Origin of the sequence: Bacillus sp. TH25, assembly GCF_016650935.1 — a bacterium.
In the GTDB taxonomy this organism is placed as follows: Bacteria; Bacillota; Bacilli; order Bacillales; family Bacillaceae_G; genus Bacillus_A; species Bacillus_A mycoides.
On record NZ_JAEKEU010000038.1, the window covers coordinates 121,523 to 144,837 of the forward strand.

The 23,315-nt window shown below is 36.5% G+C and carries 20 protein-coding genes and 2 pseudogenes; 6 read left to right on the plus strand and 16 right to left on the minus strand.

Annotated elements, in window-relative coordinates; translation table 11 throughout:
* Window positions 1-26: 26 nt before the first annotated feature.
* The 8 genes and pseudogenes from JFT89_RS23160 to JFT89_RS23195 form a co-directional block, all read right to left on the minus strand.
* A complete protein-coding gene (locus JFT89_RS23160) occupies window positions 27-1,058 on the minus strand; it encodes an oxidoreductase (RefSeq protein WP_016096365.1) in 1,032 nt (343 codons plus the stop codon).
* A 425-nt stretch (window positions 1,059-1,483) separates the two neighbouring features.
* Window positions 1,484-3,906: pseudogene (gene parC / locus JFT89_RS23165) on the minus strand (DNA topoisomerase IV subunit A).
* A 1-nt stretch (window position 3,907) separates the two neighbouring features.
* Window positions 3,908-5,872, minus strand: coding sequence for a DNA topoisomerase IV subunit B (gene parE, locus JFT89_RS23170; protein ID WP_201040715.1), 1,965 nt, complete (start codon window positions 5,870-5,872; stop codon window positions 3,908-3,910).
* A 377-nt stretch (window positions 5,873-6,249) separates the two neighbouring features.
* Window positions 6,250-6,663 carry a CoA-binding protein gene (locus JFT89_RS23175; RefSeq protein ID WP_002066654.1) on the minus strand — a complete coding sequence of 138 codons (414 nt, stop codon included), beginning with the start codon at window positions 6,661-6,663 and terminating at the stop codon, window positions 6,250-6,252.
* 135 nt (window positions 6,664-6,798) lie between these two features.
* Window positions 6,799-8,040, minus strand: coding sequence for a S1C family serine protease (locus JFT89_RS23180; RefSeq protein WP_201040717.1), 1,242 nt, complete (start codon window positions 8,038-8,040; stop codon window positions 6,799-6,801).
* A gap of 203 nt (window positions 8,041-8,243) precedes the next feature.
* The gene (locus JFT89_RS23185; RefSeq protein ID WP_002087776.1) at window positions 8,244-8,921 is read right to left on the minus strand and encodes a response regulator transcription factor; all 678 of its coding nucleotides are present in this window, start codon (window positions 8,919-8,921) and stop codon (window positions 8,244-8,246) included.
* 18 nt (window positions 8,922-8,939) lie between these two features.
* Window positions 8,940-9,392: an anaerobic ribonucleoside-triphosphate reductase activating protein gene (gene nrdG / locus JFT89_RS23190; RefSeq protein WP_201040719.1), complete on the minus strand. Its 453-nt coding sequence runs from the start codon at window positions 9,390-9,392 to the stop codon at window positions 8,940-8,942.
* The gene (locus tag JFT89_RS23195) at window positions 9,389-11,245 is read right to left on the minus strand and encodes an anaerobic ribonucleoside triphosphate reductase (RefSeq protein WP_016096363.1); all 1,857 of its coding nucleotides are present in this window, start codon (window positions 11,243-11,245) and stop codon (window positions 9,389-9,391) included. Before JFT89_RS23195 ends, nrdG begins: the two co-directional genes overlap by 4 nt.
* A 225-nt stretch (window positions 11,246-11,470) precedes the next feature.
* Here JFT89_RS23195 and plsY point away from each other — a divergent pair, with 225 nt between their 5' ends.
* Window positions 11,471-12,067, plus strand: a complete 597-nt coding sequence (gene plsY, locus JFT89_RS23200; RefSeq protein ID WP_201040721.1) for a glycerol-3-phosphate 1-O-acyltransferase PlsY — start codon at window positions 11,471-11,473, stop codon at window positions 12,065-12,067.
* Between the two features lie 109 nt (window positions 12,068-12,176).
* A complete protein-coding gene (locus tag JFT89_RS23205; RefSeq protein ID WP_002033558.1) occupies window positions 12,177-12,467 on the plus strand; it encodes a HesB/YadR/YfhF family protein in 291 nt (96 codons plus the stop codon).
* A gap of 77 nt (window positions 12,468-12,544) precedes the next feature.
* Here the strand turns inward: JFT89_RS23205 and JFT89_RS23210 are convergent, their stop codons facing one another.
* Window positions 12,545-12,964, minus strand: coding sequence for an acyl-CoA thioesterase (locus JFT89_RS23210; RefSeq protein ID WP_002128497.1), 420 nt, complete (start codon window positions 12,962-12,964; stop codon window positions 12,545-12,547).
* Window positions 12,965-13,073: 109 nt separating this feature from the next.
* On the opposite strand from JFT89_RS23210, the gene JFT89_RS23215 reads away from it, so the two are divergent.
* Window positions 13,074-14,366, plus strand: a complete 1,293-nt coding sequence (locus JFT89_RS23215; RefSeq protein ID WP_002066644.1) for a glycoside hydrolase family 18 protein — start codon at window positions 13,074-13,076, stop codon at window positions 14,364-14,366.
* A gap of 76 nt (window positions 14,367-14,442) precedes the next feature.
* Here JFT89_RS23215 and sspN read toward each other — a convergent pair whose 3' ends face one another.
* The 4 genes from sspN to JFT89_RS23235 all read right to left on the minus strand — a co-directional run bounded on the left by sspN (window position 14,443) and on the right by JFT89_RS23235 (window position 16,534).
* A complete protein-coding gene (gene sspN / locus JFT89_RS23220) occupies window positions 14,443-14,577 on the minus strand; it encodes an acid-soluble spore protein SspN (RefSeq protein WP_000527988.1) in 135 nt (44 codons plus the stop codon).
* A gap of 43 nt (window positions 14,578-14,620) precedes the next feature.
* On the minus strand, window positions 14,621-14,764 hold the full coding sequence (locus JFT89_RS23225) for an FbpB family small basic protein (RefSeq protein ID WP_002014298.1): 144 nt from the start codon (window positions 14,762-14,764) through the stop codon (window positions 14,621-14,623).
* Window positions 14,765-14,895: 131 nt separating this feature from the next.
* Window positions 14,896-15,843: a 3'-5' exonuclease gene (locus JFT89_RS23230; protein ID WP_016096362.1), complete on the minus strand. Its 948-nt coding sequence runs from the start codon at window positions 15,841-15,843 to the stop codon at window positions 14,896-14,898.
* A 115-nt stretch (window positions 15,844-15,958) separates the two neighbouring features.
* Window positions 15,959-16,534 (minus strand): TlpA family protein disulfide reductase, encoded by a 576-nt coding sequence (locus tag JFT89_RS23235; protein WP_002128499.1) that lies wholly within the window; start codon window positions 16,532-16,534, stop codon window positions 15,959-15,961.
* 480 nt (window positions 16,535-17,014) lie between these two features.
* Here JFT89_RS23235 and JFT89_RS23240 point away from each other — a divergent pair.
* A pseudogene (locus tag JFT89_RS23240) lies at window positions 17,015-17,226 on the plus strand (hypothetical protein).
* A gap of 11 nt (window positions 17,227-17,237) precedes the next feature.
* A complete protein-coding gene (locus tag JFT89_RS23245) occupies window positions 17,238-17,570 on the plus strand; it encodes a YmzC family protein (RefSeq protein WP_080116925.1) in 333 nt (110 codons plus the stop codon).
* A 22-nt stretch (window positions 17,571-17,592) separates the two neighbouring features.
* Here the strand turns inward: JFT89_RS23245 and JFT89_RS23250 are convergent, their stop codons facing one another.
* Both JFT89_RS23250 and acnA read right to left on the minus strand, forming a co-directional pair.
* Window positions 17,593-19,308 carry an ABC transporter ATP-binding protein gene (locus JFT89_RS23250; RefSeq protein WP_201040723.1) on the minus strand — a complete coding sequence of 572 codons (1,716 nt, stop codon included), beginning with the start codon at window positions 19,306-19,308 and terminating at the stop codon, window positions 17,593-17,595.
* Window positions 19,309-19,377: 69 nt separating this feature from the next.
* Window positions 19,378-22,101 (minus strand): aconitate hydratase AcnA, encoded by a 2,724-nt coding sequence (acnA, locus tag JFT89_RS23255; RefSeq protein ID WP_002066635.1) that lies wholly within the window; start codon window positions 22,099-22,101, stop codon window positions 19,378-19,380.
* Between the two features lie 289 nt (window positions 22,102-22,390).
* On the opposite strand from acnA, the gene sspO reads away from it, so the two are divergent.
* Window positions 22,391-22,540, plus strand: a complete 150-nt coding sequence (gene sspO / locus JFT89_RS23260) for a small acid-soluble spore protein O (RefSeq protein WP_002033549.1) — start codon at window positions 22,391-22,393, stop codon at window positions 22,538-22,540.
* A gap of 37 nt (window positions 22,541-22,577) precedes the next feature.
* Here the strand turns inward: sspO and pdaB are convergent, their stop codons facing one another.
* Complete coding sequence (pdaB, locus tag JFT89_RS23265; protein ID WP_201040725.1) at window positions 22,578-23,303, minus strand: polysaccharide deacetylase family sporulation protein PdaB; 726 nt, start codon at window positions 23,301-23,303, stop codon at window positions 22,578-22,580.
* Between the last annotated feature and the right edge of the window lie 12 nt (window positions 23,304-23,315).

Sequence of the window (23,315 nt, forward strand, 5' to 3'; positions counted from 1 at the left end):
GATAAGACCAAAATTCGTGTCTTTTTTTATTTCACAGTGACGACTCTACCCGTTTCACTACTTTCAATCGCTAATTGAATAAGTCGAATAACTTCTAAGCCTTCTTGTGCTGTTACAGGTGGTTTCTCACCATTTACAATACTATCTCGCACACCTTTATAATACATGTCATAGCAGCCGACTTCTGTTGGAATACGCTCTAAGCTTTCTTCTGTTTCTAAAGTAGCAAAATTCTCTTCAGAGTCTGATCCATAACCATTATCCCCTGGCTTCATTCCAGTCTTTAATTGTTCTTCCTGTGAATCCATACCATACTTCACGATAGAACCTTTATCTCCATGCAGTGTAAAATGTGGACCTGCTTGCTTTACGTAACTGCTACTATGTAAAATGACACGCTTTACTCCGTAGTGAAGTACAACATGGAAGTAGTCATCAATTTCTGCACCTGGTCGTTGCTTTATTACATCTGCGCTTATCGCATCTGGTTTCCCAAATAATGATAATGCTTGGTCAATTAAATGTGAGCCTAAATCATATAATATACCTGATCCTGGTAAGTTCTTTTCTCTCCAGCGATCGCGTACATGTGGGCGGAAACGATCGAAATGCGCTTCATATGCGTATACATTCCCTATTCTTTTTTCTTGTAATAATTTCTTTATCGTTAAGAAATCATTATCCAAACGGCGATTATGATACACACTTAAAACGACATTATGTCGGTTCGCTAATGAAATAAGTTCTTCTCCTTCTTCAATTGAAACAACGAATGGTTTTTCCACAACAACATGCTTGCCGTGTACAATTGCTTCTTTTACATATGGAAAATGGGTTGTATTCGGCGAAGTAATAACCACTAAGTCAATATCAGCTCGATTTACTAATTCATCAATTGTACCAACAACTTCAGCATTTGGTAATGCTTGTTTCACTACTTCTTCTTTTGATGATAAAATAGCACGAATATCGTATTCTTCTATCGTTTGTAATAACGGGATGTGAAATGTTGTACTAGAAAATCCAAATCCTACAATCCCTACACCTATTTTTTTCATGTTGCCCCTCCATTTATCCCGCTACTTGCGGGCAGTAAGATCCCTACCTCAAAATTTAACGAATGCAAAAAAGTTAGGTGAGGGATCAACTGCTCGTAAAAGCCCGATTGGTTCAACTAATAATCAGTGGGGAATGAAGAAAACCCCCACTGATTAAAGTTTCATTTTATGAGAACGATTTCATTTCATCATTATAACAAGATTATTTTTATATACATAATGATTTGCTTAGAAAAAAGCATCTTGCTATCATTCATAGCAAGATGCTCCCTTTATCTCGCATTAACGCGTAGTAAGACTCCCACCTCAAAATAAAGCGAATGCGAAGGAGTTAGGTGGGAGACCAACTGCCCGTAAAAGCCCGATTGGTGAAGGCTAATAATCAGTGGGGGATGGAAAAAACCCCCACTGATTAAAGTTTCACTTTATTCCGTTCTTTTCTTTGTCCACGTTTCAATTACTTCACCAGTATCATTAACATCTAGTACTAAACTACCATTACTATACCGGTCTTTATTTCGAAACGCTTTCGGATCAATTTCTTCTACAATGTGTTTCTCTGTCTTCATGTAAACTAATTCATCATCTCGAACAATTTCAATACCGACAATGCGGTACGGATTACGTTTTAACTCTTTAAAAATTACAAGGCCTCGCTTCGCCCTCGTTGATTTCTCAATTTCCGATGCCTTTATACGTTTCACAGCACCTCGCTGCGTAACGAGAATAAGTTGATCTTTTTCACCATTTAACGGTTTACCAGAAGCAACATAGTCATCTTCTTTTAAATTAATTGCTTTCACACCAGCTGCTCTGACACCAACTGGACTTACTTCTTCTTCATTGAATACAAGTGCATATGCACCATGTGTTGCAAGAACAATATCACTTGTCCCATTTGTCGCAAATATATCAACAACTTCATCATCTTTTTTCAAGTTTACAGCAACGAATGCCCGTGAATAACGCTGCACTTTATATTGGTTTAATTCTGTTTTCTTAATCATACCGTTTCGTGTAACAAATACGATAAATCGTTTTTCTTCTTCAAAATTCGGTACGACTGTTGCCCAAATTAACGATTCATCTCGCTCGAGTGAAACAAGATTCGCAACGTGTTGACCTAAATCTTTCCAACGAATTTCTGGCATTTCATACACAGGAAGATAAATATAATTTCCTTTGTTCGTAAATAAAAGAACGGTTTCTGTCGTGTTTGTATCGAAACGCTCAAGTAAGATGTCACCCTCTTTCATACCGAAGTATTTCCCGTTCGATGCATTATGCGAACGCCAACCTGTTCGTTTCACATAGCCTTCTTTCGTTACAGTAACGATGACATCTTCTTGCGGAATCATAACTTCCACATCGATTTTAATTTCTTCAATTTCCTCTTCAATTATCGCACGGCGATTATCACTATATGTTTTCTTTACTCTCTTCAAATCTGTTTTAATAACTTGAAAAAGTCTTTTTTCACTTTGTAAAATTGACTGTAACTCTATAATTTTCTTACTAAGTTCCGCTGCTTCTTGCTCTAGCGCTGTAATATCTGTATTCGTTAAACGATATAATTGCAGTGAAACAATTGCTTCTGACTGCGCCTCTGTAAATCCAAATTTCGCACTTAAATTATCTTTCGCATTACGCTTATCTTTAGACCCACGGATCGTTTCAATCACTTCATCTAAAATTGATAATGCTTTCTTTAAACCTTCTACAATATGCTGACGATTTTCTGCTTTTCTTAATTCATATTGTGAGCGTCTTGTAACAACTTCTTTCTGATGTCCAATATATGCATCCAAAATCTTAGGTAATGTCATAAGTGTCGGACGACGATTATTTATCGCTACCATATTAAAGTTGTATGGAATTTGCAAATCTGTATTTTTATATAAATAATTTAAAATACCTTCAGCATTCGCTTCTTTTTTAGTTCTACAACGATACGAAGACCTGTACGATCTGTCTCATCACGTACTTCAGCAATTCCATCTAGCTTTTTATCTATACGTAATTCATCCATTTTCTTAACAAGATTCGCTTTATTTACTTCGTACGGAATTTCTGTAATAACGATTTGTTGCTTCCCGCCACGAATCGTTTCAACCTCTGCTTTTCCGCGAATAATAATTTTACCTTTACCTGTTTCATACGCTTTTTTAATGCCATCTATCCCTTGTATAATACCACCTGTAGGGAAATCTGGTCCTTTAATAACTGTTAACAAGTCATCCACCGAACTATTCGGTTGATCGATACGCATCATTGTAGCATCAATTACTTCTCCAAGATGATGCGGTGGAATTTCTGTTGCATAACCAGCGGAAATCCCTGTCGATCCGTTCACTAATAAGTTCGGGAACATTGCCGGTAATACAATAGGTTCTTCACTCGTATCATCAAAGTTTGACACGAATTCTACTGTTTCTTTATCAAGATCACGTAATAACTCAGATGCGATTGGTGATAAACGTGCTTCCGTATAACGCATTGCCGCTGCTGGATCCCCATCAACACTACCGTTATTTCCGTGCATTTCAACTAAAACATTACGTACTTTCCAAGTTTGACTTAAACGGACCATCGCCTCATATACAGAGGAATCACCATGTGGATGATAATTACCGATAACATTACCTACTGTTTTAGCTGATTTACGAAACGCTTTATCATGTACGTTTCCTTCTACATACATAGAATATAAAATACGTCTTTGTACCGGTTTTAAACCGTCACGCGCATCTGGAAGCGCGCGGTCTTGAATAATATATTTACTATAACGTGCAAAGCGGTCACCTAACACGTCTTCAAGCGGGAGGTCATGAAACTTCTCTGCCTGCATGTTATTCCACCTCCGTCTCCATAATCATTTCATTTTCTAAAATATTTCCTTCTTCTTGCATACCAAATTGTACATTACGCTCAATCCATTTACGACGAGGTTCTACTTTATCACCCATCAATGTCGTAACTCGGCGCTCAGCTCTTGATGCATCGTCAATTTTCACACGGATTAACGTACGTGTTTCAGGGTTCATCGTTGTTTCCCATAATTGATCGGCATTCATTTCGCCAAGTCCTTTATAGCGCTGCAACATATAGCCTTTACCAACCTTTTTCGTTACACTACCTAATTCTTCATCAGACCATGCATATTCAATTACTTCCCTTTTCCCTTTTCCTTTACTTACTTTATATAAAGGTGGAAGTGCGATAAATACTTTACCAGCTTCAATAAGTGGTTTCATATAACGGTAGAAGAACGTCAGTAGTAACACTTGAATATGTGCTCCATCCGTATCTGCATCGGTCATAATAACAACTTTATCGTAGTTAATATCTTCAACAGCGAACTCATTCCCTACGCCGCCGCCAATTGCGTAAATAATCGTATTGATCTCTTCGTTCTTAAAAATATCAGCAAGCTTTGCTTTTTCCGTGTTAATTACTTTACCACGTAATGGTAGCACCGCTTGGAAACGACGATCTCGTCCTTGCTTTGCTGAACCACCAGCCGAGTCACCCTCTACTAAATACAATTCGTTTTTCTGAGGATTACGTGATTGTGCAGGTGTTAACTTCCCGCTTAAAGTACCTTCTGATTTTTTCTTCTTCTTACCAGTACGCGCTTCTTCTCTCGCTTTACGAGCAGCCTCACGTGCTTGTGCTGCTTTAATTGCCTTCCTCACAAGAAGTGTAGCTACATCCGGGTTTTCTTCTAAAAAGTAAGCTAAATGCTCAGATACAATTGCATCAATTGAAGAACGAGCTTCACTTGTACCTAGTTTCCCTTTCGTTTGCCCTTCAAACTGGAGTACGTCTTCTGGTACACGTACAGAAACAATCGAAGCTAATCCTTCTCGAATATCTGTGCCTTCTAAATTTTTGTCTTTTTCTTTTAATAAAGAAACTTTACGAGCATACTCATTGAACACACGTGTCATTGCTGTTTTAAATCCAGCTTCGTGTGTACCACCGTCTTTTGTACGTACATTATTTACAAACGAAAGAATGTTTTCTGAGTAACCATCATTAAACTGAAACGCTAACTCTGCTTCAATTCCATTTTGCTCACCCGAGAAATATACAACTGGATGAATCGAATCTTTCTCTTCGTTTAAGTATGAAACGAAAGCCTCAATTCCTGTTTCATAATGAAACACATCTTCTAAATCATTACGTTCATCTTTTATCGAGATTTTCATTCCTTTTAATAAGAATGCAGATTCACGTAATCTCTCACATAATGTTTCATAATTATAATTTGTTGTGCTGAAAATAGTTGTATCTGGTTTGAAGTGCATCGTTGTACCAGACTCTTTCGTTTTCCCGATTTTCTCTAACGTCGTTGCAGGAGTACCACCATTTTCAAAGCGTTGTTCATAAATGCTACCATCTCGCTTAATCGTTACTACTAGCCATTCTGATAAGGCGTTTACAACTGATGCCCCAACACCGTGTAAACCACCACTCGTTTTATAGCCTCCTTGGCCAAACTTACCCCCCGCATGAAGTACAGTTAAAATAACTTCAGGTGTCGGTTTTCCAAGTTTATGCATTCCCGTAGGCATTCCTCGCCCTTTATCAATAACGCTAATACTATTATCTTTATGTATTACGACAGAAATTTCGTCGCCAAATCCCGCTAACGCTTCATCAACGGAGTTATCTACTATTTCATATACTAAATGATGCAATCCACGGCTATCCGTACTCCCGATATACATTCCCGGGCGTTTTCGAACGGCTTCAAGTCCTTCTAACACTTGAATTGCATCTTCATTATATTGGAACTGATGCTTCACCAAACTCCTTGCCCCTTTCCAAATTAAATAAGAACATATGTTTCTATTATAGAATAACGCCTCGACTATAGTTTTGGCAAGTTATCTTATCTCTTTTATATACTATTTTCAATAGAAAAATCCTTGTTTTTTTCACAAGGATTCCTCTAGGCTACTATTTCAGAAAAATAATCGTTTGTCAACGAGAAATGGATATGTATTCCAACATTATACATTCCAGACCTTTATCATGATCCAAATGATCAATATCCAAAACGGGATAACAAGTAACAATCCCCAAAAACAGCCTTTAAAAAATCTCATGATGAACACCTCGTTCATCCGCCCTACTTATATAAAAAGCGAGGGCTGAATCAATCTTTCTACCTTTAAAGTCTATACTATTTTGTCATTACATGCTCTACTTTAATACAACGATCCATTATTACTGTATAGCCTTTTTCTTGTAAAAGTTTATATGTATCTTCATCTTGTACTCCTAATTGTGCCCAGAAAACATCTGCATCAATCTCTACAAACTCTTTCGCAACATCCTTTAAAAATTCTGAGCGACGGAATACATTTACGATATCAACATGTTCTTTAATATCCTTCAGTGAAGAAACCGCCTTTTCTCCGAGTACTTCATCTACTGTTGGATTTACTGGAATAATGCGATACCCAGCATCTTGCATTGCTTTTGAAACCATATATGATGTGCGTTCTGGCTTATCTGATAATCCAACAACTGCAATCGTTTTACTTTTCTTCAATACTTCACCAATTTCCGTACGAGTTGGGTTTTCAATTATCATAATTAATCCCTCCTATACCTTTATTATATCCGATAAAGAAAGTCTCTTTCAACATGAAAGAGACTTTCTTTTATTCCAATTGATGTACGCTAATAAGCAGAAGGAAGAGAACTCTCCACTGATTAAAGTTTATATTTATTGATTTTTTGTAGTTGAATTATCTGCTAATGTAGCCGATTTTGTCATTTTCTGACCGTTACGATAGAAAGTAACTTCTACTTTCTCGCCTACTTTTTTCTTTTCATATAAATATTTACGGAATTGAAGTGAATTTTCTACTTTTTGATCATCTAACGCTACTACTATATCATATTGCTCTAAACCTGCTTTTTCCGCTGGTGATATTGGATAGATTTTACCTAATACAACTCCATTTGTTACTTCTTTTGGCACTTTTAATTGATTTACTGCATAAGCTTGCACATCTTCTAATGAAACTACACCGACTCCAAGTGCTGGACGTTTCACTACTCCATCTTTTTCAAGTGATTCAATAACTGGTTTTGCGATGTTAATTGGAATTGCAAAACCAATACCCTCTACTGATTGTTGAGCTATTTTACTTGAGTTAATACCGATTACCTCACCGTTTTGGTTAAATAGTGCACCACCACTATTACCAGGGTTAATCGCTGCATCTGTTTGAATAACTTGTGCTTGCCAATCCGGACGCTTATCACCATCAATATCAACTGGAATTTCACGATCTTTACTACTAATGATCCCTTCCGTTACACTACCATCAAATCCTAACGGGTTACCAATTGCAATTGCTTTCTCACCAGCACGGAGCTTACTTGAGTCACCTAAACTTGCAACTTTATTAACATTTGACCCATCAATTTCCACAACAGCTAAATCTAACCAAGGGTCTTTCCCAACTAATTTCGCATCAACTTTTTTACCATCACTTAATTTTACAGTAAGTTTATTCGCTCCGTCGACTACATGGTTATTCGTTACAATATATGCTTTATTACCTGCTTTTTTATAAATAACACCTGATCCTGAACCAGCTTCTTGTTCTTGACCTGCCTGTTGCATCGCAAATGGATCAACACTTTGTTGCATATTAATCACACCAACAACAACATCTTTCGCGCCTTCGATCATTCCCGGTAAATCAGTTTCATTTTTCGCTTTATTTACAACTGGAACTATAGTTCCTTCTACTTGTTTATTAGAATTGAATGACGAAACAGCTGCACCATTATTTTGCACCCATGGCATGTACGGTGCTGCAAAACTAATCGAAACCGCCCCGACTACAGCTCCAACTAAACCTGTGAAAAAATATCCTTTTTTACTACCTGATTTTTTCATTTCTCTCGTTTCACTATGCTCTTCATTTAAATTCGGTCCGTCGTAATATCCCATGTTTTATTTCCCCTCCCTGGTGAATTCGTACTTTCAGTATAGTCACAGTTTGTGTCCTTCTTGTGAACTCATCGTGAAATCCAATTAAAAAAATACTCCTATCTATCATTGTAGACAAGAAAAGTATTTTTTGTACATTTCACCTACAAAGGAGAGTGTAAACTTGCTATATTCCCAAGCTGAAGTACATAGAAACTTAAAGGTTATTCTTCAAATTTGTAACCTACTCGAATAACAGTACCGATATGCTTCGCTTTATCTCCTAGCTTATTTCGCAGTTTTTTAATATGTGTATCAACCGTTCGGTCATCACCGTAGTAATCATATCCCCATAACTGATCTAATAAATGTTGGCGTGACAACACAATTCCTTTGTTCTCCATTAAATAAACGAGAAGCTCAAACTCCTTATGTGTCAATATAATTTCTTCTCCATCTACTAAAACTGTTCTAGATAGTCGATTCACTTCTATTCCAGCTAATGACATAGTATTTTCTTCTGATACTCCTACCGCTCCATCCGCACGTTTCAATAACGTCTTCGCACGAGCTACTAACACTTTCGGACTAAAAGGTTTTGTTACATACTCATCTGCACCTAGTTCAAAGCCTAGTAATGTATCATCCTCATCAGAACGTGCTGTCAGCATAATAATTGGTACCGCTGACTCTTTTCTAATTCGTCTACAAACAGACCAACCATCTATTTCTGGTAACATAATATCTAACATAATTAAATCAATTGTATGTTCAGCAAATAATTCTAGTGCTTTTTTTCCATCTTCCGCTTCGATTACTTCAAAGCCTTCATTACGAAAATAATCACTAACAATTTCACGTAATCTTCTTTCATCTTCAACAAGTAATACTGTTTTATTCATATAACCTATCCCGCCTTTTTACTCTTTCAATCGAATAATACGTTGATTGGAGCTTCCGCGAAATGGAAGTGTTAAATCTTTTTTATCAAGTTCAAATCTTCCATCGACCAAAACATCCCCATAATGTAACAATTCTATCATATCATTATTTTGAGCACTCTGTATCTCTTCTAACGTGTAACCTGTATAAATCCATAGATTTTTTTTCAGATCCTTCACTGCTTTTGCTACTTTTTTCACTTCAGCAGCTTGAAAAAATGGATCTCCACCTGAAAATGTTACATCGGTTAATGAATTTTTTTCAATCTCTTTCACAATTTCTTCTACCGTCATTTCAGTTCCATTGCAAACATTCCATGATTTCGGATTATGGCAACCGATACAACGATGCGGACAGCCCGCAAAAAACACGACTGTCCGCAACCCTTCTCCATCTACTACACTATCATGAATGATAGTCATAACTTTCATTTATGCTTCACCCGATCCATCTCTTCACTACGTTTCGCGCTATTCCACTTTGACATATCTCCTACAAGATATCCTGTTATGCGGCGAATTCTTTCTATATTGACCTCGTCTTCATTGCCACAGCTTGGACATTCATTGCCAATAACTCCGTGATACCCACAACATTTACAACGGTCAACAGGATGATTAATTGAACCGTATCCAACGCCATGCTCTGCCATCGCTTGAACAATTTGTTTTAACGCCTTCTGATTATGCATCGCTGCTCCGTCTAGTTCAATATACGTAATATGCCCTCCATTACATAGAGCATGGAAAGGTCCTTCTAAACGAATTTTATTTATCGCTTGAATGTTATAATAAACTGGAATATGGAATGAATTCGTATAGTAATTATGGTTCGTTATACCGCTAATCACACCAAATTCTTCTCTATCTTTTTTCACAAACTTACCTGATAACCCTTCGGCAGGCGTTGCAATTATTGAGAAATTCAGTTGATGTTCTTCCGTCGCCTTATCCATTCTCTTCCTCATAAAGGAAATGATTTCATATCCAAGCTTCCACGATTCTTCATTTTCTCCATGGTGCTTTCCTGTTAATGCTACTAAACATTCTGCAAGACCGATAAAGCCAAGACTTAACGTCCCTTGTTTTAAAATCGGCGCCACAGCATCTTCAGGTTGTAACGTTTCTCCACCACGCCATACACCTTGTGAATATAAGAACTGAAAATCTCTTGCTCTCTTTGTACATTGATAAGCAAATCTCTCTAATAATTGCTTAACGCCTAAATCTAAGTAATAACTTAGCGCTTCAAAAAACGCTTCTTTTGAACCACTAATTAGCGCTAATTTCACTAAATTAATAGAAGTAAACGATAAATTCCCTCTTCCAATTGCTGTTTCTTCCCCATGTATATTAGACATAACACGAGTACGACATCCCATATAACATACTTCACTTTCAGGTCGACCATCATAATGCACAGCATTAAACGGGGCATCTAAAAACGAAAAGTTAGGGAATAATCGCTCAACTGTCGTTTCTAACGCTAATTCAAATAAATCATAGTTCGGATCACACTCTTCAAAGTTCACGCCTTTTTTCATTTTGAAAATTTGAATAGGAAAAATCGGTGTTTCTCCTTTACCAAGTCCAGCTTGCGTCGCTTTTAAAAGTTGCTTAATTAAAAGCCGTCCCTCTTTCGATGTATCTGTTCCGTAGTTAATAGAAATAAACGGTACTTGTCCCCCGCCCCTACTATGCATACTATTTGAATTATGAACGAAAGCCTCGCACGCCTGATACGTATCATTTTCTGTTTCTTTCCATGCAAATCCCTCTATTTGTTCTTTCGTAAGCGGATATGACTGCAATCGTTTTTTATGTCTCTCTACTGTTTTTCTCACATATGGAGCTAAATCAATATCAAAGAGTGCAAACGATTGACCACCATGCTGCATATTTTGATTCGCCTGAAAAATAATTGAAGAAAGCGCCAACGCACTTTTAATATCTTGCGGTTGTCTCATATGTCCATGTCCAGTATGAAAACCGTTAGCAAGCATTTGCGCTAACGGAATTTGTGAACAAGTCGTCGTTCCTGTTGCATAAAAATCTAAATCATGTGGATATAATATATTTTGATCTATCGCTTTTTTCACTTGATCTGATAATAATTTTTCTACTGCATAATACTTTGCGCTCTCAGATGCGAACGTTCCCATTACTCCCATTGGAGATCGGCCATCTACATTTGCATTTTCCTGCATTAAATCTTGTTCATTACCGTGAATAATTGTCTCAAATACTTTCATTAATTCTTCTCCACGTACATTTCGTTTCAACATCCATAACCCTCCACCAACATGTTGTTGTCTTTTGATTAAAATCATACAACATATAGTTCTTCTGTTCCTGTGAAAAATGTAACATTCCTGTGAAAGTTTTTTTAAAAATTAATGACTTTTTCATTTATAAAAAAGAAATGTGCTCTTTACAAATGTATGGTACAATGAACGGGAAAAACTCTTTTTACCCTTTATCAACACATTTGTATAAAGGAGACTGAACTCATGATTATTACATATCTTTTATTTATCGTTGCCTATCTACTCGGTTCGATTCCATTTGCATTGGTCGTTGGAAAAATCGGTTATGGAATCGACATTCGTGAGCATGGAAGCGGTAATCTAGGCGGAACTAATACATTCCGTACGTTAGGGAAAAAAGCAGGTTTTATCGTAACAATTGCTGACATTTTAAAAGGTACATTAGCAACAGGTCTACCGATTATTTTCGGGTCAGATATTCACCCACTATGGTTTGGATTAGCCGCTGTTCTTGGACATGTCTATCCGATCTTCGCAAAATTCCGCGGGGGGAAAGCAGTTGCAACTTCTGCCGGGGTATTATTATGCTACTCACCAGTTGTATTTGCAATATTAGCTGTTGTATTTTTGACCCTTTTATTTACAACAAGATACGTATCACTTTCTTCTATGGTAACAGCTGTCGTTGCTGTTATTGCATCAATTGTTAGCGGGGATAAAATCTTCATTATTGCGATGTGTTTATTAGCTGGTATGGTTATTTATAAACACCGTGCAAATATCGGACGAATTATAAATAAAACTGAACCGAAAGCAAACTTTTCAAAAAAGCAAAAATAAGATCGTAACCCACATAACGCAAAAAGAAAACGTGAAGCATATTAATAGCGTCTTTTTGCGTTATTTTTTATACTAAAAGAAAAAGCAACATAATTTGGAGGAACTATACATGAATCTTTCCGTAACAAAAGAAGCAGCACAATGGTATAAAAACGAATTAAACTTACAATCGGGTGAAACAATACGCCTTTTCGTACAATACGGCGGTTGCAGTACTGTGCAAAAAGGACTTTCTTTAGGTATTCGTAAAGATGACCCTGCGCACCCTGCTGTTCAAACTCAAGAAGAAGGTATTAACTTCTTTATTGAAGGCGATGATGAGTGGTTCTTCGATGGACATAATTTATTAGTTACACTTAACGACGGTGATGATTTCCCTCAATTTAATTATGAAAAATAAAAAAGCGTGGCTTCTGCCACGCTTTTTTTATCCCGCTATTTGCGGGTAGTAAGACCCCCACTGATTAAAGTTTCACTTTATTTCTTTTTAATTTCCTCATATTTCGCATACCACTCAGGATATAATTTTTTAAATGATACAGGGCGGAACCCTTCTTTTTTCGCACAAATATTCGTCGTGCTTGCAGTAATACAAAGTTCGCCATCGCCATTATAAATTTCATATCCATATACAACGCGGAGCGGGCTCACAGTATCAACCCACGTTTTCACAATAGCTTTTTCTCCGTAACGCATCGCTTTACGATATGAAATTTGCAAGTCTAATACAGGAGAAATAATTCCCTCTTTCTCCATTTCAACATATGAAAATCCTAATTCTTGTATAAGTTTAGTGCGCCCAAGTTCCAGCCACACTAAATAGTTTGAATGGTAAACAACACCCATCTGGTCTGTTTCCGCATAGCGGATTTCAACTTCATGTTCTGCTACAAACATTTCTATTCGCCTTCTTTCACTTCTGCTACCTTGCATACATTTAATCATAATACAGTGGAATCAAAAATAAAATAAAAACAGTGAATCTTTTACCGAAAGGGGCAAGCACATGATCCAAATTGTAACTGTTCGTAGCGGTGATAGTGTTTATGGTTTAGCATCAAAATACGGATCTACACCTGAAGAAATTGTAAAAGACAATGGACTAAATCCTGCTGAAACACTCGTTGTTGGTCAGGCACTTATCGTTAATACAAAAGGCAATAATTATTATGTACAGCCAGGTGACAGCCTTTATCGAATTTCTCAAACGTATAACGTCCCTCTCGCCAGTTTAGCTAAAGTTAATAACCTTTCATTAAAATCTATTCTCCATGTCGGACAGCAATTATATATACCGAAAGGAACAAAACGAGCAGTAGAATCCATTGCTTATTTACAGCCTTCAACAATACCGATAAAAGAAAGTTTAGTAAATGCTACACGTGCTATTAATCCATTTTTAACATATTTAGCCTACTTCAGCTTTGAAGCAAAAAGAGACGGCACTTTAAAAGAACCGACGGAAACAGCGAAAATCGCTAATATTGCAACGCAAGGTAACACCATCCCTATGCTCGTTATTACAAATATTGAAAATGGAAATTTCAGTGCCGATCTGACCTCGGTTATTTTACGCGATGCAACAATTCAAAACAAGTTTATTACTAACATTTTGCAAACAGCTGAAAAATATGGCATGCGAGACATTCATTTCGATTTCGAGAGTGTGGCACCTGAAGATCGCGAAGCGTATAATCGTTTTTTACGAAATGTGAAAACACGCTTACCTAGCGGGTACACATTAAGTACAACACTTGTACCGAAAACGAGCTCAAATCAAAAAGGGAAATTTTTTGAGGCTCACGATTATAAAGCACAAGGACAAATTGTTGATTTCGTCGTCATTATGACATACGACTGGGGTTGGCAAGGTGGACCACCGATGGCGATTTCCCCTATTGGTCCTGTAAAAGAAGTACTTCAATATGCAAAATCTCAAATGCCCCCACAAAAAATTATGATGGGGCAAAATTTATATGGATTTGATTGGAAACTTCCTTTCAAACAAGGGAATCCACCCGCAAAAGCAGTTAGCTCTGTCGCAGCTGTTGCACTTGCTCGTAAATACAATGTTCCTATCCGCTATGATTTCACAGCCCAAGCTCCACATTTTAATTACTTTGATGAAAACGGCGTACAACACGAGGTTTGGTTTGAAGATTCGAGGTCTATTCAAAGTAAATTCAATTTAATGAAAGAACAAGGCATTGGCGGTATTAGTTACTGGAAGATTGGTCTACCATTCCCACAAAATTGGCGTTTACTCGTTGAAAACTTTACAATTACGAAAAAAGGCTGACGAAAGTCAGCTTTTTAAATATTTTTATAATATTATCCAAACACACAAAAAGGAGAATGATGACATTCTCCTTTTTTTAACCGTTATCAACAATTGGTTGTTTGCCAGTTTGGTCTTGCATTTGCTTCCCTTTATTGCCACCAGCTTTTTTCGATTGTGTTCCAATTTGATTTGGTGCAAAGTCTTTTGAATTCTTTTTCGGATTACCCATTACTATCGCCTCCTTAACACTAGTATCGTACTAGTGTTAAGAATTATTCAGCCTGCTTAAAAAGTTTCATTTCATAACGTTTTTCAATTCGTTTTTCAATTCGATCCATTGCATCACGATCGCTTAATAATTGTTGTTTATTTTCATTTACAAGTTCTTCAAACGATCTACGGCGACTTCTTCTCATGTTGCTCACCCTTTCTTCTGCGCTTTCTTATTACATAGTATGAGCAAATGAAAAACTCTTTAATCAGATTTGTAAGAAAATTTTATGTTTTGATAAAAAATCCCATGCGCATATATTGCACATGGCATTTTTTACACCATCGTATTTAAATATTTTTTAATTTCTTCATCCGCATTTACTTTATTTGCTCTATATTCATCCAGCGCTCGTAATACAGAATCGTATTCTGCTACAATGTAGCTCTCTAGCTTCAAAATGTCCTCTACACTGTCAATCATAATTCTCGTGTTGCCAATCTCACTTTTCAATGCTGCCTCGTATGTTAAGCTCGTACAAATTTCTCTTACATCGTCTTCCACTTTTTCTGTTAACACATATTTCTTTCGCCCTTTGACCTTTAACCTTATAATTGGGTAAAAGGCTTTTATATCTAAATAACTCCCAACATTCATACAACGAATCCACTCAATATCACGTTTATTTCGTACAAGCATTTCTTTTACTGCTTCAAATACCGCTGTTTCATCAAGTACTTCCTTATTCGCTTTTCTTTTTCCTTCTTCTTCAACCGCTGCACATTTTTGATAAACAGCCGCACACGTAATACAGTCGTCAAATGCATTATGAGAACTTAATCGAATTCCAAGCATTCGTTTTAACGTTTCAAGTTTATGATTAGGCGCATGCTTCATATATTTTTTCGCTAAAAACACAGTATCAATAACGTTATTTTTAGGCTCAGGTAGTCCAAGCATATTTACATTACTTTTTAAAAAACGCATATCAAAAGATGCATTATGAGCGACAATAACATTTGTATGTAAAAATGCTAAAAATAAAGGTAATACTTCTTCAATCGTCGGTGCATCTGAAACACGATAATTTGTAATACCTGTTAAACTTGTTATTCGGTCCGGAATTGAACGCTCCGGATTCACATAGGAAACAAATTGATCTACTAGTTCATGATTATGATATTTCACTGCTGCGACTTGAATAATTTTATCATTATAAGGGTTAAATCCTGTTGTTTCAAAATCAATTACAACATAATCTAACGGTAAGGATATATTCCCCACTCCAAACACTCCTTTACCTCTAAACGTTTATATTTCTTTTATCATAACATGCTGCTATCACTACGTGAAAAAGAAAAGGCAGAAATGGTAACTTTCCATCTCTACCTTTTCACCGTTATTTTAATTTAGCAATCCGTTTCTCCATCTCTTTTTGTGTCATCGGTCCAATGAACTTATCTTGAATGACACCTTCTGTATCAATAAAATAAGAAGTTGGAATGGTAATTACTTTATACGCTGTTGTCACATCAATGTTCTTGTCCAATAAAATAGGAAAAGTAATTCCTTTTTCTTTAGCGAAGTTCCTTACCTTTTCTTCTCCCCCTCCTTTTTCTGAAGGAGTATAGTTTATAGCTAAAATTTCTACGTTTTCTTTATGTTCTTTATAAAAGGCCTCCATATCAGGCATTTCTTGCTGACAAGGCCCACACCACGTTGCCCAAAAGTTTAAAATAACTTTCTTTCCTTTTAAATTGGATAACTTTACATTCGTTCCATCTATCTTTGCTAATTCAAAATCTGGTGCGCTCTTTCCAATTTCAATACCGTTCCTTGCGAAAATCTCTTTCATAGCAGCTTCACTTTTGGCAGGCTTTTCTTGCATTACTTGATCCTCTTTACCAAACTGTTCATAAGCTGCATATCCCGCTAAACAAAGTAACACTACAATAATGGTAAGCTTCCGCCACATATTATATCACCCTTACGTGTTTATCTTCTTATTACATAATCACCAAAATACTATATACCTTATTTTAGCTTATACGGACAAGCTTGGAAATATTCACAGTCGAAATAGTTAGAATATTTATAGTCCATATGAAATTTTTCCCTTTTTATCATATAATTAGAAATAAATACAAAACTTGCGAGGTGATATGTATTTTACAATTACTTATCAACCCTTTCACTTTTGTTTTTTTCACTTTACCATTACTATGTATTTTTTTAGCACCTTACTATACAAATTCAAATGGGCTGCAATTATTATTTCTTTTACTGTTCCACTTATATTTTTCATTATCGTCTCTAAATTTAATATACACCTAGCTTTACAAAACTTAGACGCTTGGATTGTTTATAGTGCTGTTTATTCTGTACTTTCCTACATAACGCCAGCGCTAATACGAAGAAAACTGCACATGTAGAACTTTCAAAAAGGGGGATTTTTATGAATTTATTTGAAAAAATACTATTATATATTCTTAGTTTTATATTTTCCCCAATCGGGATTATCACTTGGATCATCTCGCTCTTCAGTAAAGATCCTGAAAAAAGCAAGTTGGGCGTATTTGTCTCTTTATCGCTTTAATCTCATTTATCCTTTTAGCCGGTCTCGGTATTCTTAGTTTCTTCACGATGACTACCACTACTATACAATAGTTATAGAAAGGATGATTATTTTGGGAGAACATCCTATAAGTAAAGAACTTCGCTATATACGAATTTGTTTAGTTATTTTAGTAATCGTTCTCTTATTTTTCAACGGTGAAAGAGTCGTTGAAATTTCTACAAATCATGATTCCATAGAAAATGTTTCCACCAGTAATATGACTCAGATTGCTGAAAATACATTTGCTATTCAAGAATATAATCCATCACTAAGTAGCGAACATACGGTCAAGATTTTCAAATATAATCCGGATACAAATCAACTTACTCTAGTCAAAGAGTTTAGTACTAACAATCCTGAGTCTTATACGTATCAACTTAATAAGAGTGAATAAAGATAAGAGCGCTATGTAGCTCTTATCTTTTTATTAGTATCTCTTTAAACAATGACTTACAATTTAATAGTTCTCTAGGATCCCCACATTCCACCATAATTCCATTCTTCATGACAACAACCCGATCTGCTATCATCGCCCTCTCGACATCATGTGTCGTCACAATTCTCGTTACATTCCCCTCTAGCCCTTTAAGCATATTCCAAACCATTTCTTGATTGCCCGGATCTAATCCCGCAGTCGGCTCATCTAAAACAATGAGATTCGGATTTGATACAATCGCTCGCAATAATGCAAGACGCTTTCTCTCTCCTCCCGAAAACTCTTCACCGCTTTTATGTAGTACAGTCTGAATACCTTCAGATAAACTCCTAATAATCGACTTCGCATTTACAAGTTCCATATTTTTTTCTAACTGTTTTTCTAAGCCCCCTTCCCCGAAATATATATTCTCTTTTACTGTCGTTCGAAAAAAACGTGGTTCCTGCCATATAGTAGTCATACGAGCTTTATTACCGTAATAAGTAATCTTGCCACTAGATGGTTTATATAACCCTGTTAATAACTTTAAAAGCGTCGTTTTTCCTGCACCACTTTCCCCCACAATAATAACGAGTTCGCCAGGATTAATTTGCAAATGTATATTTTTAATTCTACATCTCTCTTCACCGTTCTCTTGAAATGAAACGTTTGTTAATTTCATTCCCATCGCTCTTTCTACATTTCTGTATTCAGCCGGTATATCTAAAAAGCCAAAAACTCGATTTGCCGAAGCAATAGCAACTTGTGTCATCATCAATAAATCACTCGCATAACGAACGGGGAAAAATAACATCTCAATTGTAGCTAATACCGCCACAAGCGAACCGACTTCCATATCCCCTTTTATTATTTTTTTTGCTCCTATAATAAGAACAACTATATATGCTCCTGTTTCTATTACCGTTCCAACTATCCCAATACAATGTTGCAACATCGTCTTCTTTACTTCTGTTTTATAAGATTTTACTGTCACTCCTTTAAATAAGCCAATTGCCCAGCTCTCTTTTTGTAAACTACGCAAATCTTGTATACCTTTTACAAATTGTGACACCATCTCTACAACAATTGATTGATTCTTTTGAGAAATACTTGCAATATTTCTTACTTTTCCCCCCATAAACATTGGAACCATTGCACTTAAAAATAAAAACGGGGTTATCCACCATATGAACTGTACATCGATATGTTGTAGAGCTATGAACGCACCAATAAATTGTGCAATAGCGTGGATGTATTCTATTAATAAAGATCCATATAACCTTACCCAATTTGGAATATCAGAAACGACTAATGTTTCTAACTCCCCTTGTTTTACCTTCTCACTTTCTTCAAACGGTAATAAGAAAAAATGACGTAATACATCTATACGCTTCTCTCGTAATATTCGCTGACTTACTTTTGAGCTTCCATAATCAAATAACAGATTGTTCACCCACATCAAAAAGCGGCTCCCCGCAAACAAAGCAATATATACATACGTACCTTTTAACTCCCGCTGAATAATGTTATCTACAATTAGCCCCATAAATAGCGGACGGGATAAACTTAAAATGGCAGCTACTATTCCGCTACAAATCGCACTAATTAGCAATAGCTTTTCTTGCAACAACGGCAACATTATTCTTCTATACTCATTCATTGTCATTCCCCCAATTTTGCATAATAAAAGGAAAGGGATGAAACCAAATGGTTTCATCCCTTTCCCTCTGTACATAAAGTAAGGAAGCTAACAAATGTTAGCTTCCTTATCATTCATTTCAATTATTTAGTTCGACACTTTAGACTCTTCGATTTTCGAACGAAGAACCATTTGCAAGATACCACCGTGACGGTAGTAGTCAATTTCAACTTCACTATCGAAACGAGCTACTACTTCAAATTGCTTCTCTTTTCCTTCTGCATCGATTGCAACTACTTTTACAAGATCGCGTGGTCTAACCGTTTTGTCAATTTGAATTTCAAATGACTCGTCACCAACAAGACCTAATGTTTCAGCGCTGTCGCCATCTTTAAATTGAAGTGGTAATACGCCCATTAATACTAAGTTACTGCGGTGAATACGCTCGAAGCTTTCTGCGATTACTGCTTTAATACCTAATAAGTTTGTACCTTTCGCAGCCCAGTCACGAGAACTTCCCATACCGTAGTCTTTACCAGCAACAACTAGAAGGCCTGTGCCATCTTCTTTATACTTCATAGCAGCATCATAGATAGATGTTACTTCACCAGTTGGCCAATATGTTGTATATCCGCCTTCTGTTCCTGGTGCGATTTGGTTTTTAATACGGATGTTTGCAAATGTACCACGCATCATAACTTCATGGTTACCACGACGAGAACCGTAAGAGTTAAAGTCGACTGGTTGTACGCCGTTTTCTAGTAAATAACGTCCAGCTGGCGTGTGCTTACCAATTGAACCTGCTGGTGAAATGTGGTCTGTCGTTACAGAATCACCAAATTTACCAACTATGCGTAAACCTGATAACGTTTCAACTTCACCTGGATCTTTAGATAATCCTTCGAAGAACGGTGGGTTTTGAATGTATGTTGAATCATTATCCCAAGTATATAAAGCTTCATTTGAAGTTTGGATTTCATTCCAGCGCTCATTGCTGTTAAATACTTGTGCATATTCTTTTTTGAACAATTCAGATGTAACAACACTTTGAACTACATCTTCAATTTCTTTAGCTGATGGCCAAATATCATTAAAGTAAACAGCATTACCATTTACATCTTTACCGATTTCATCATTTTTCAGGTCAATATCAACAGTACCTGCAAGTGCATATGCCACAACAAGTGGTGGTGATGCTAAATAGTTTGCTTTTACAAGTGGGTGAATACGACCTTCAAAGTTACGGTTACCAGATAAAACAGATGTTACTAATAAATCATTTGCTGCGATTGCTTCTTCTAATTCCTCTGCTAATGGACCAGAGTTACCGATACAAGTCGTACAGCCGTAACCAACTGTTTGGAAACCTAATTGATCTAAATACGTTGTTAAACCAGACTTATCTAAGTACTCTGTAACAACTTTAGATCCTGGTGCTAACGATGTTTTTACGTAACCAGGTACTTTAAGTCCTTTTTCAATTGCTTTCTTCGCAACTAACCCTGCTCCAATTAACACGTACGGATTTGACGTATTTGTACAGCTTGTAATTGCAGCGATTGCAATTCCACCTGTTTTCATCGTTACTTCTTGATCTTTCAATGTAACTTTCACTTCTTTATCAAACTCTTGCTCATTGAATCCAAGTCCTTGTGTTCCAACTGGTGCTACAACAGCTTTATGGAACTCCTCTTTCATATCTGAAAGCGGGATTAAATCTTGCGGACGTTTCGGTCCAGAAAGGTTAGATTCGATTGTATTTAAATCAATTTCAACAAGATCAGTATAGATTGGATCTTTACTATCTGCTGTGTAGAATAAACCGTTTGCTTTACAATATTCTTCAACAACGCGAATTTGTTCTTCATCTCTACCTGTTAAACGTAAGTATTCTAATGAAATATCGTCGATTGGGAAGAATCCACAAGTTGCACCGTATTCTGGTGCCATATTTGAAATTGTTGCACGGTCAGCTAAAGGCATGCTCTTTAGTCCACTACCGAAGAACTCAACAAATTTACCAACTACACCTTTTTGACGTAACACTTGTGTTACTTTTAATGCAACATCAGTTGCTGTTGTACCACTTGGAAGTGTACCAGTTAATTTCACACCGATTACTTCAGGTACTGGGAAATATGAAGGCTGTCCAAGCATTCCTGCTTCTGCTTCAATACCACCAACGCCCCATCCAAGAACACCAATACCATTAATCATTGTTGTATGTGAGTCAGTTCCAACTAATGAATCTGGGTATGCAACTAAGTCACCTTCAGCATTTTTCACCGCATGAACAACCGGTGCTAAATATTCAAGATTTACTTGGTGTACAATACCTGTTGCTGGTGGAACTGCACGGTAGTTATCAAATGATTTCTGTGCCCAGCTTAAAAATTTATAACGTTCTTCATTACGTTTAAACTCTAAGTCCATGTTGAATGCAAGCGAGTCTGCTGTACCCGCTCTATCAACCTGTACAGAGTGGTCAATTACAAGGTCTACAGTAATTTCTGGATTAATTTTATCAGGATCTCCGCCCATATCTGCCATTGCTTTACGAAGCGAAGCCAAATCTACAACAGCTGGAACACCTGTGAAGTCTTGTAAGATTACGCGAGATGGTTTAAACGGAACATCGATATCTTGAACATCTTTCGTTCCCCATTTCGCTAAATTTGTAACGTGTTCTTCTGTAATTACGCGTCCGTCTACTTGACGAAGTACAGATTCAAGTAAAACTTTCACGGAATATGGTAATTGAGATACGTTGCCAACCCCTGCGTTTTCAAGCGCTTTCAATTGATAATAATGATACGTCTTTCCATCTAGTTCAAAAGTTGCACGTGATTGAAATGGATTATGTTTGACCATTATGTTTCCCCCCTGTTAAACGTGACTAATTTGTCTGAATATAAAATGTAGACAAACTTTTCAATACCTTACGATAATATCTTATTACAACTTTCTAAATAAGTAAATAATAAGAAACTTATGGATTATCATAAGTTTTCTTTATCTTTCTAAATTTGAATAGTGTCCATGCTCTTTATTAATACTATTACTATAAAGTAAAGCACTCTTTAAGCGTTTTACTTTACGTTCATATATGCTATGAACGACTCATGGTTCGTCTATAAAAAACATTATAGAGGTGAGAAAAATGGGTAAACGAAAAGCCAATCATATTATTTCAGGAATGAATGCCGCATCCGCCCAAGGGCAAGGAACTGGCTATAATGAAGAGTTCGCAAATGAACCTTTAACTCCGGCAGAGCGACAAAATAATAAGAAACGAAAAAAGAATCAGTAACGAAAAATCCCAAAAGGTATACCTTTTGGGATTTTCTCTAATGTTTATAACGTAACAACTCCGAAACTGTTACAAATCGATAACCCTGCTTTTTCAGCTCAGGTAAAATTTTTGCTAATGCCGCCACTGTTTGACTACGATCACTTCCTCCATCGTGCAACAGTACAATATCTCCACTTTTAGCATTTTTCACAACATGATTTACTATGGATTCTGTACCTGGATTCGCCCAATCACGAGGGTCTTGATGCCATGACCATAGAACAATTTGATACCCAGCTTTTTTTGCCGTAGTAAATACAGCATCATTAATATATCCACCTGGCGGACGGAACAATAAAGGTTCTTTCACCCATTTTTCAAAATATTTCTTTCCATTTAAAATATCATGTTCTAATTTTTCATCTGATGAATTACTCGCATACAAATGATTCATCGTATGATTTCCGATTTCATGCCCTTCTTTCAACACTTGCTTTACTAAGTACGGATTACGCTGAACTCGAAAGCCAATCATAAAAAAAGTCGCTTCCGCTTTATATTGACGTAATAACTCTAATACTTGCGGTGTATAAGTTGGGTCCGGTCCATCATCAAATGTAATCGCGATAATTTTTTCATTATTTGGTACTTCCCATGTTACATAGCCAGTTGGCTCTAGCTCTTTTCTTAACAACATCTTAGCTTCCACTTTGTCCACTTGAAATATATGTACTGCACAAATTAAAGAAACAATTGATAGAATAATTTTTCGTTTCAGCATAGTAGCACTAAA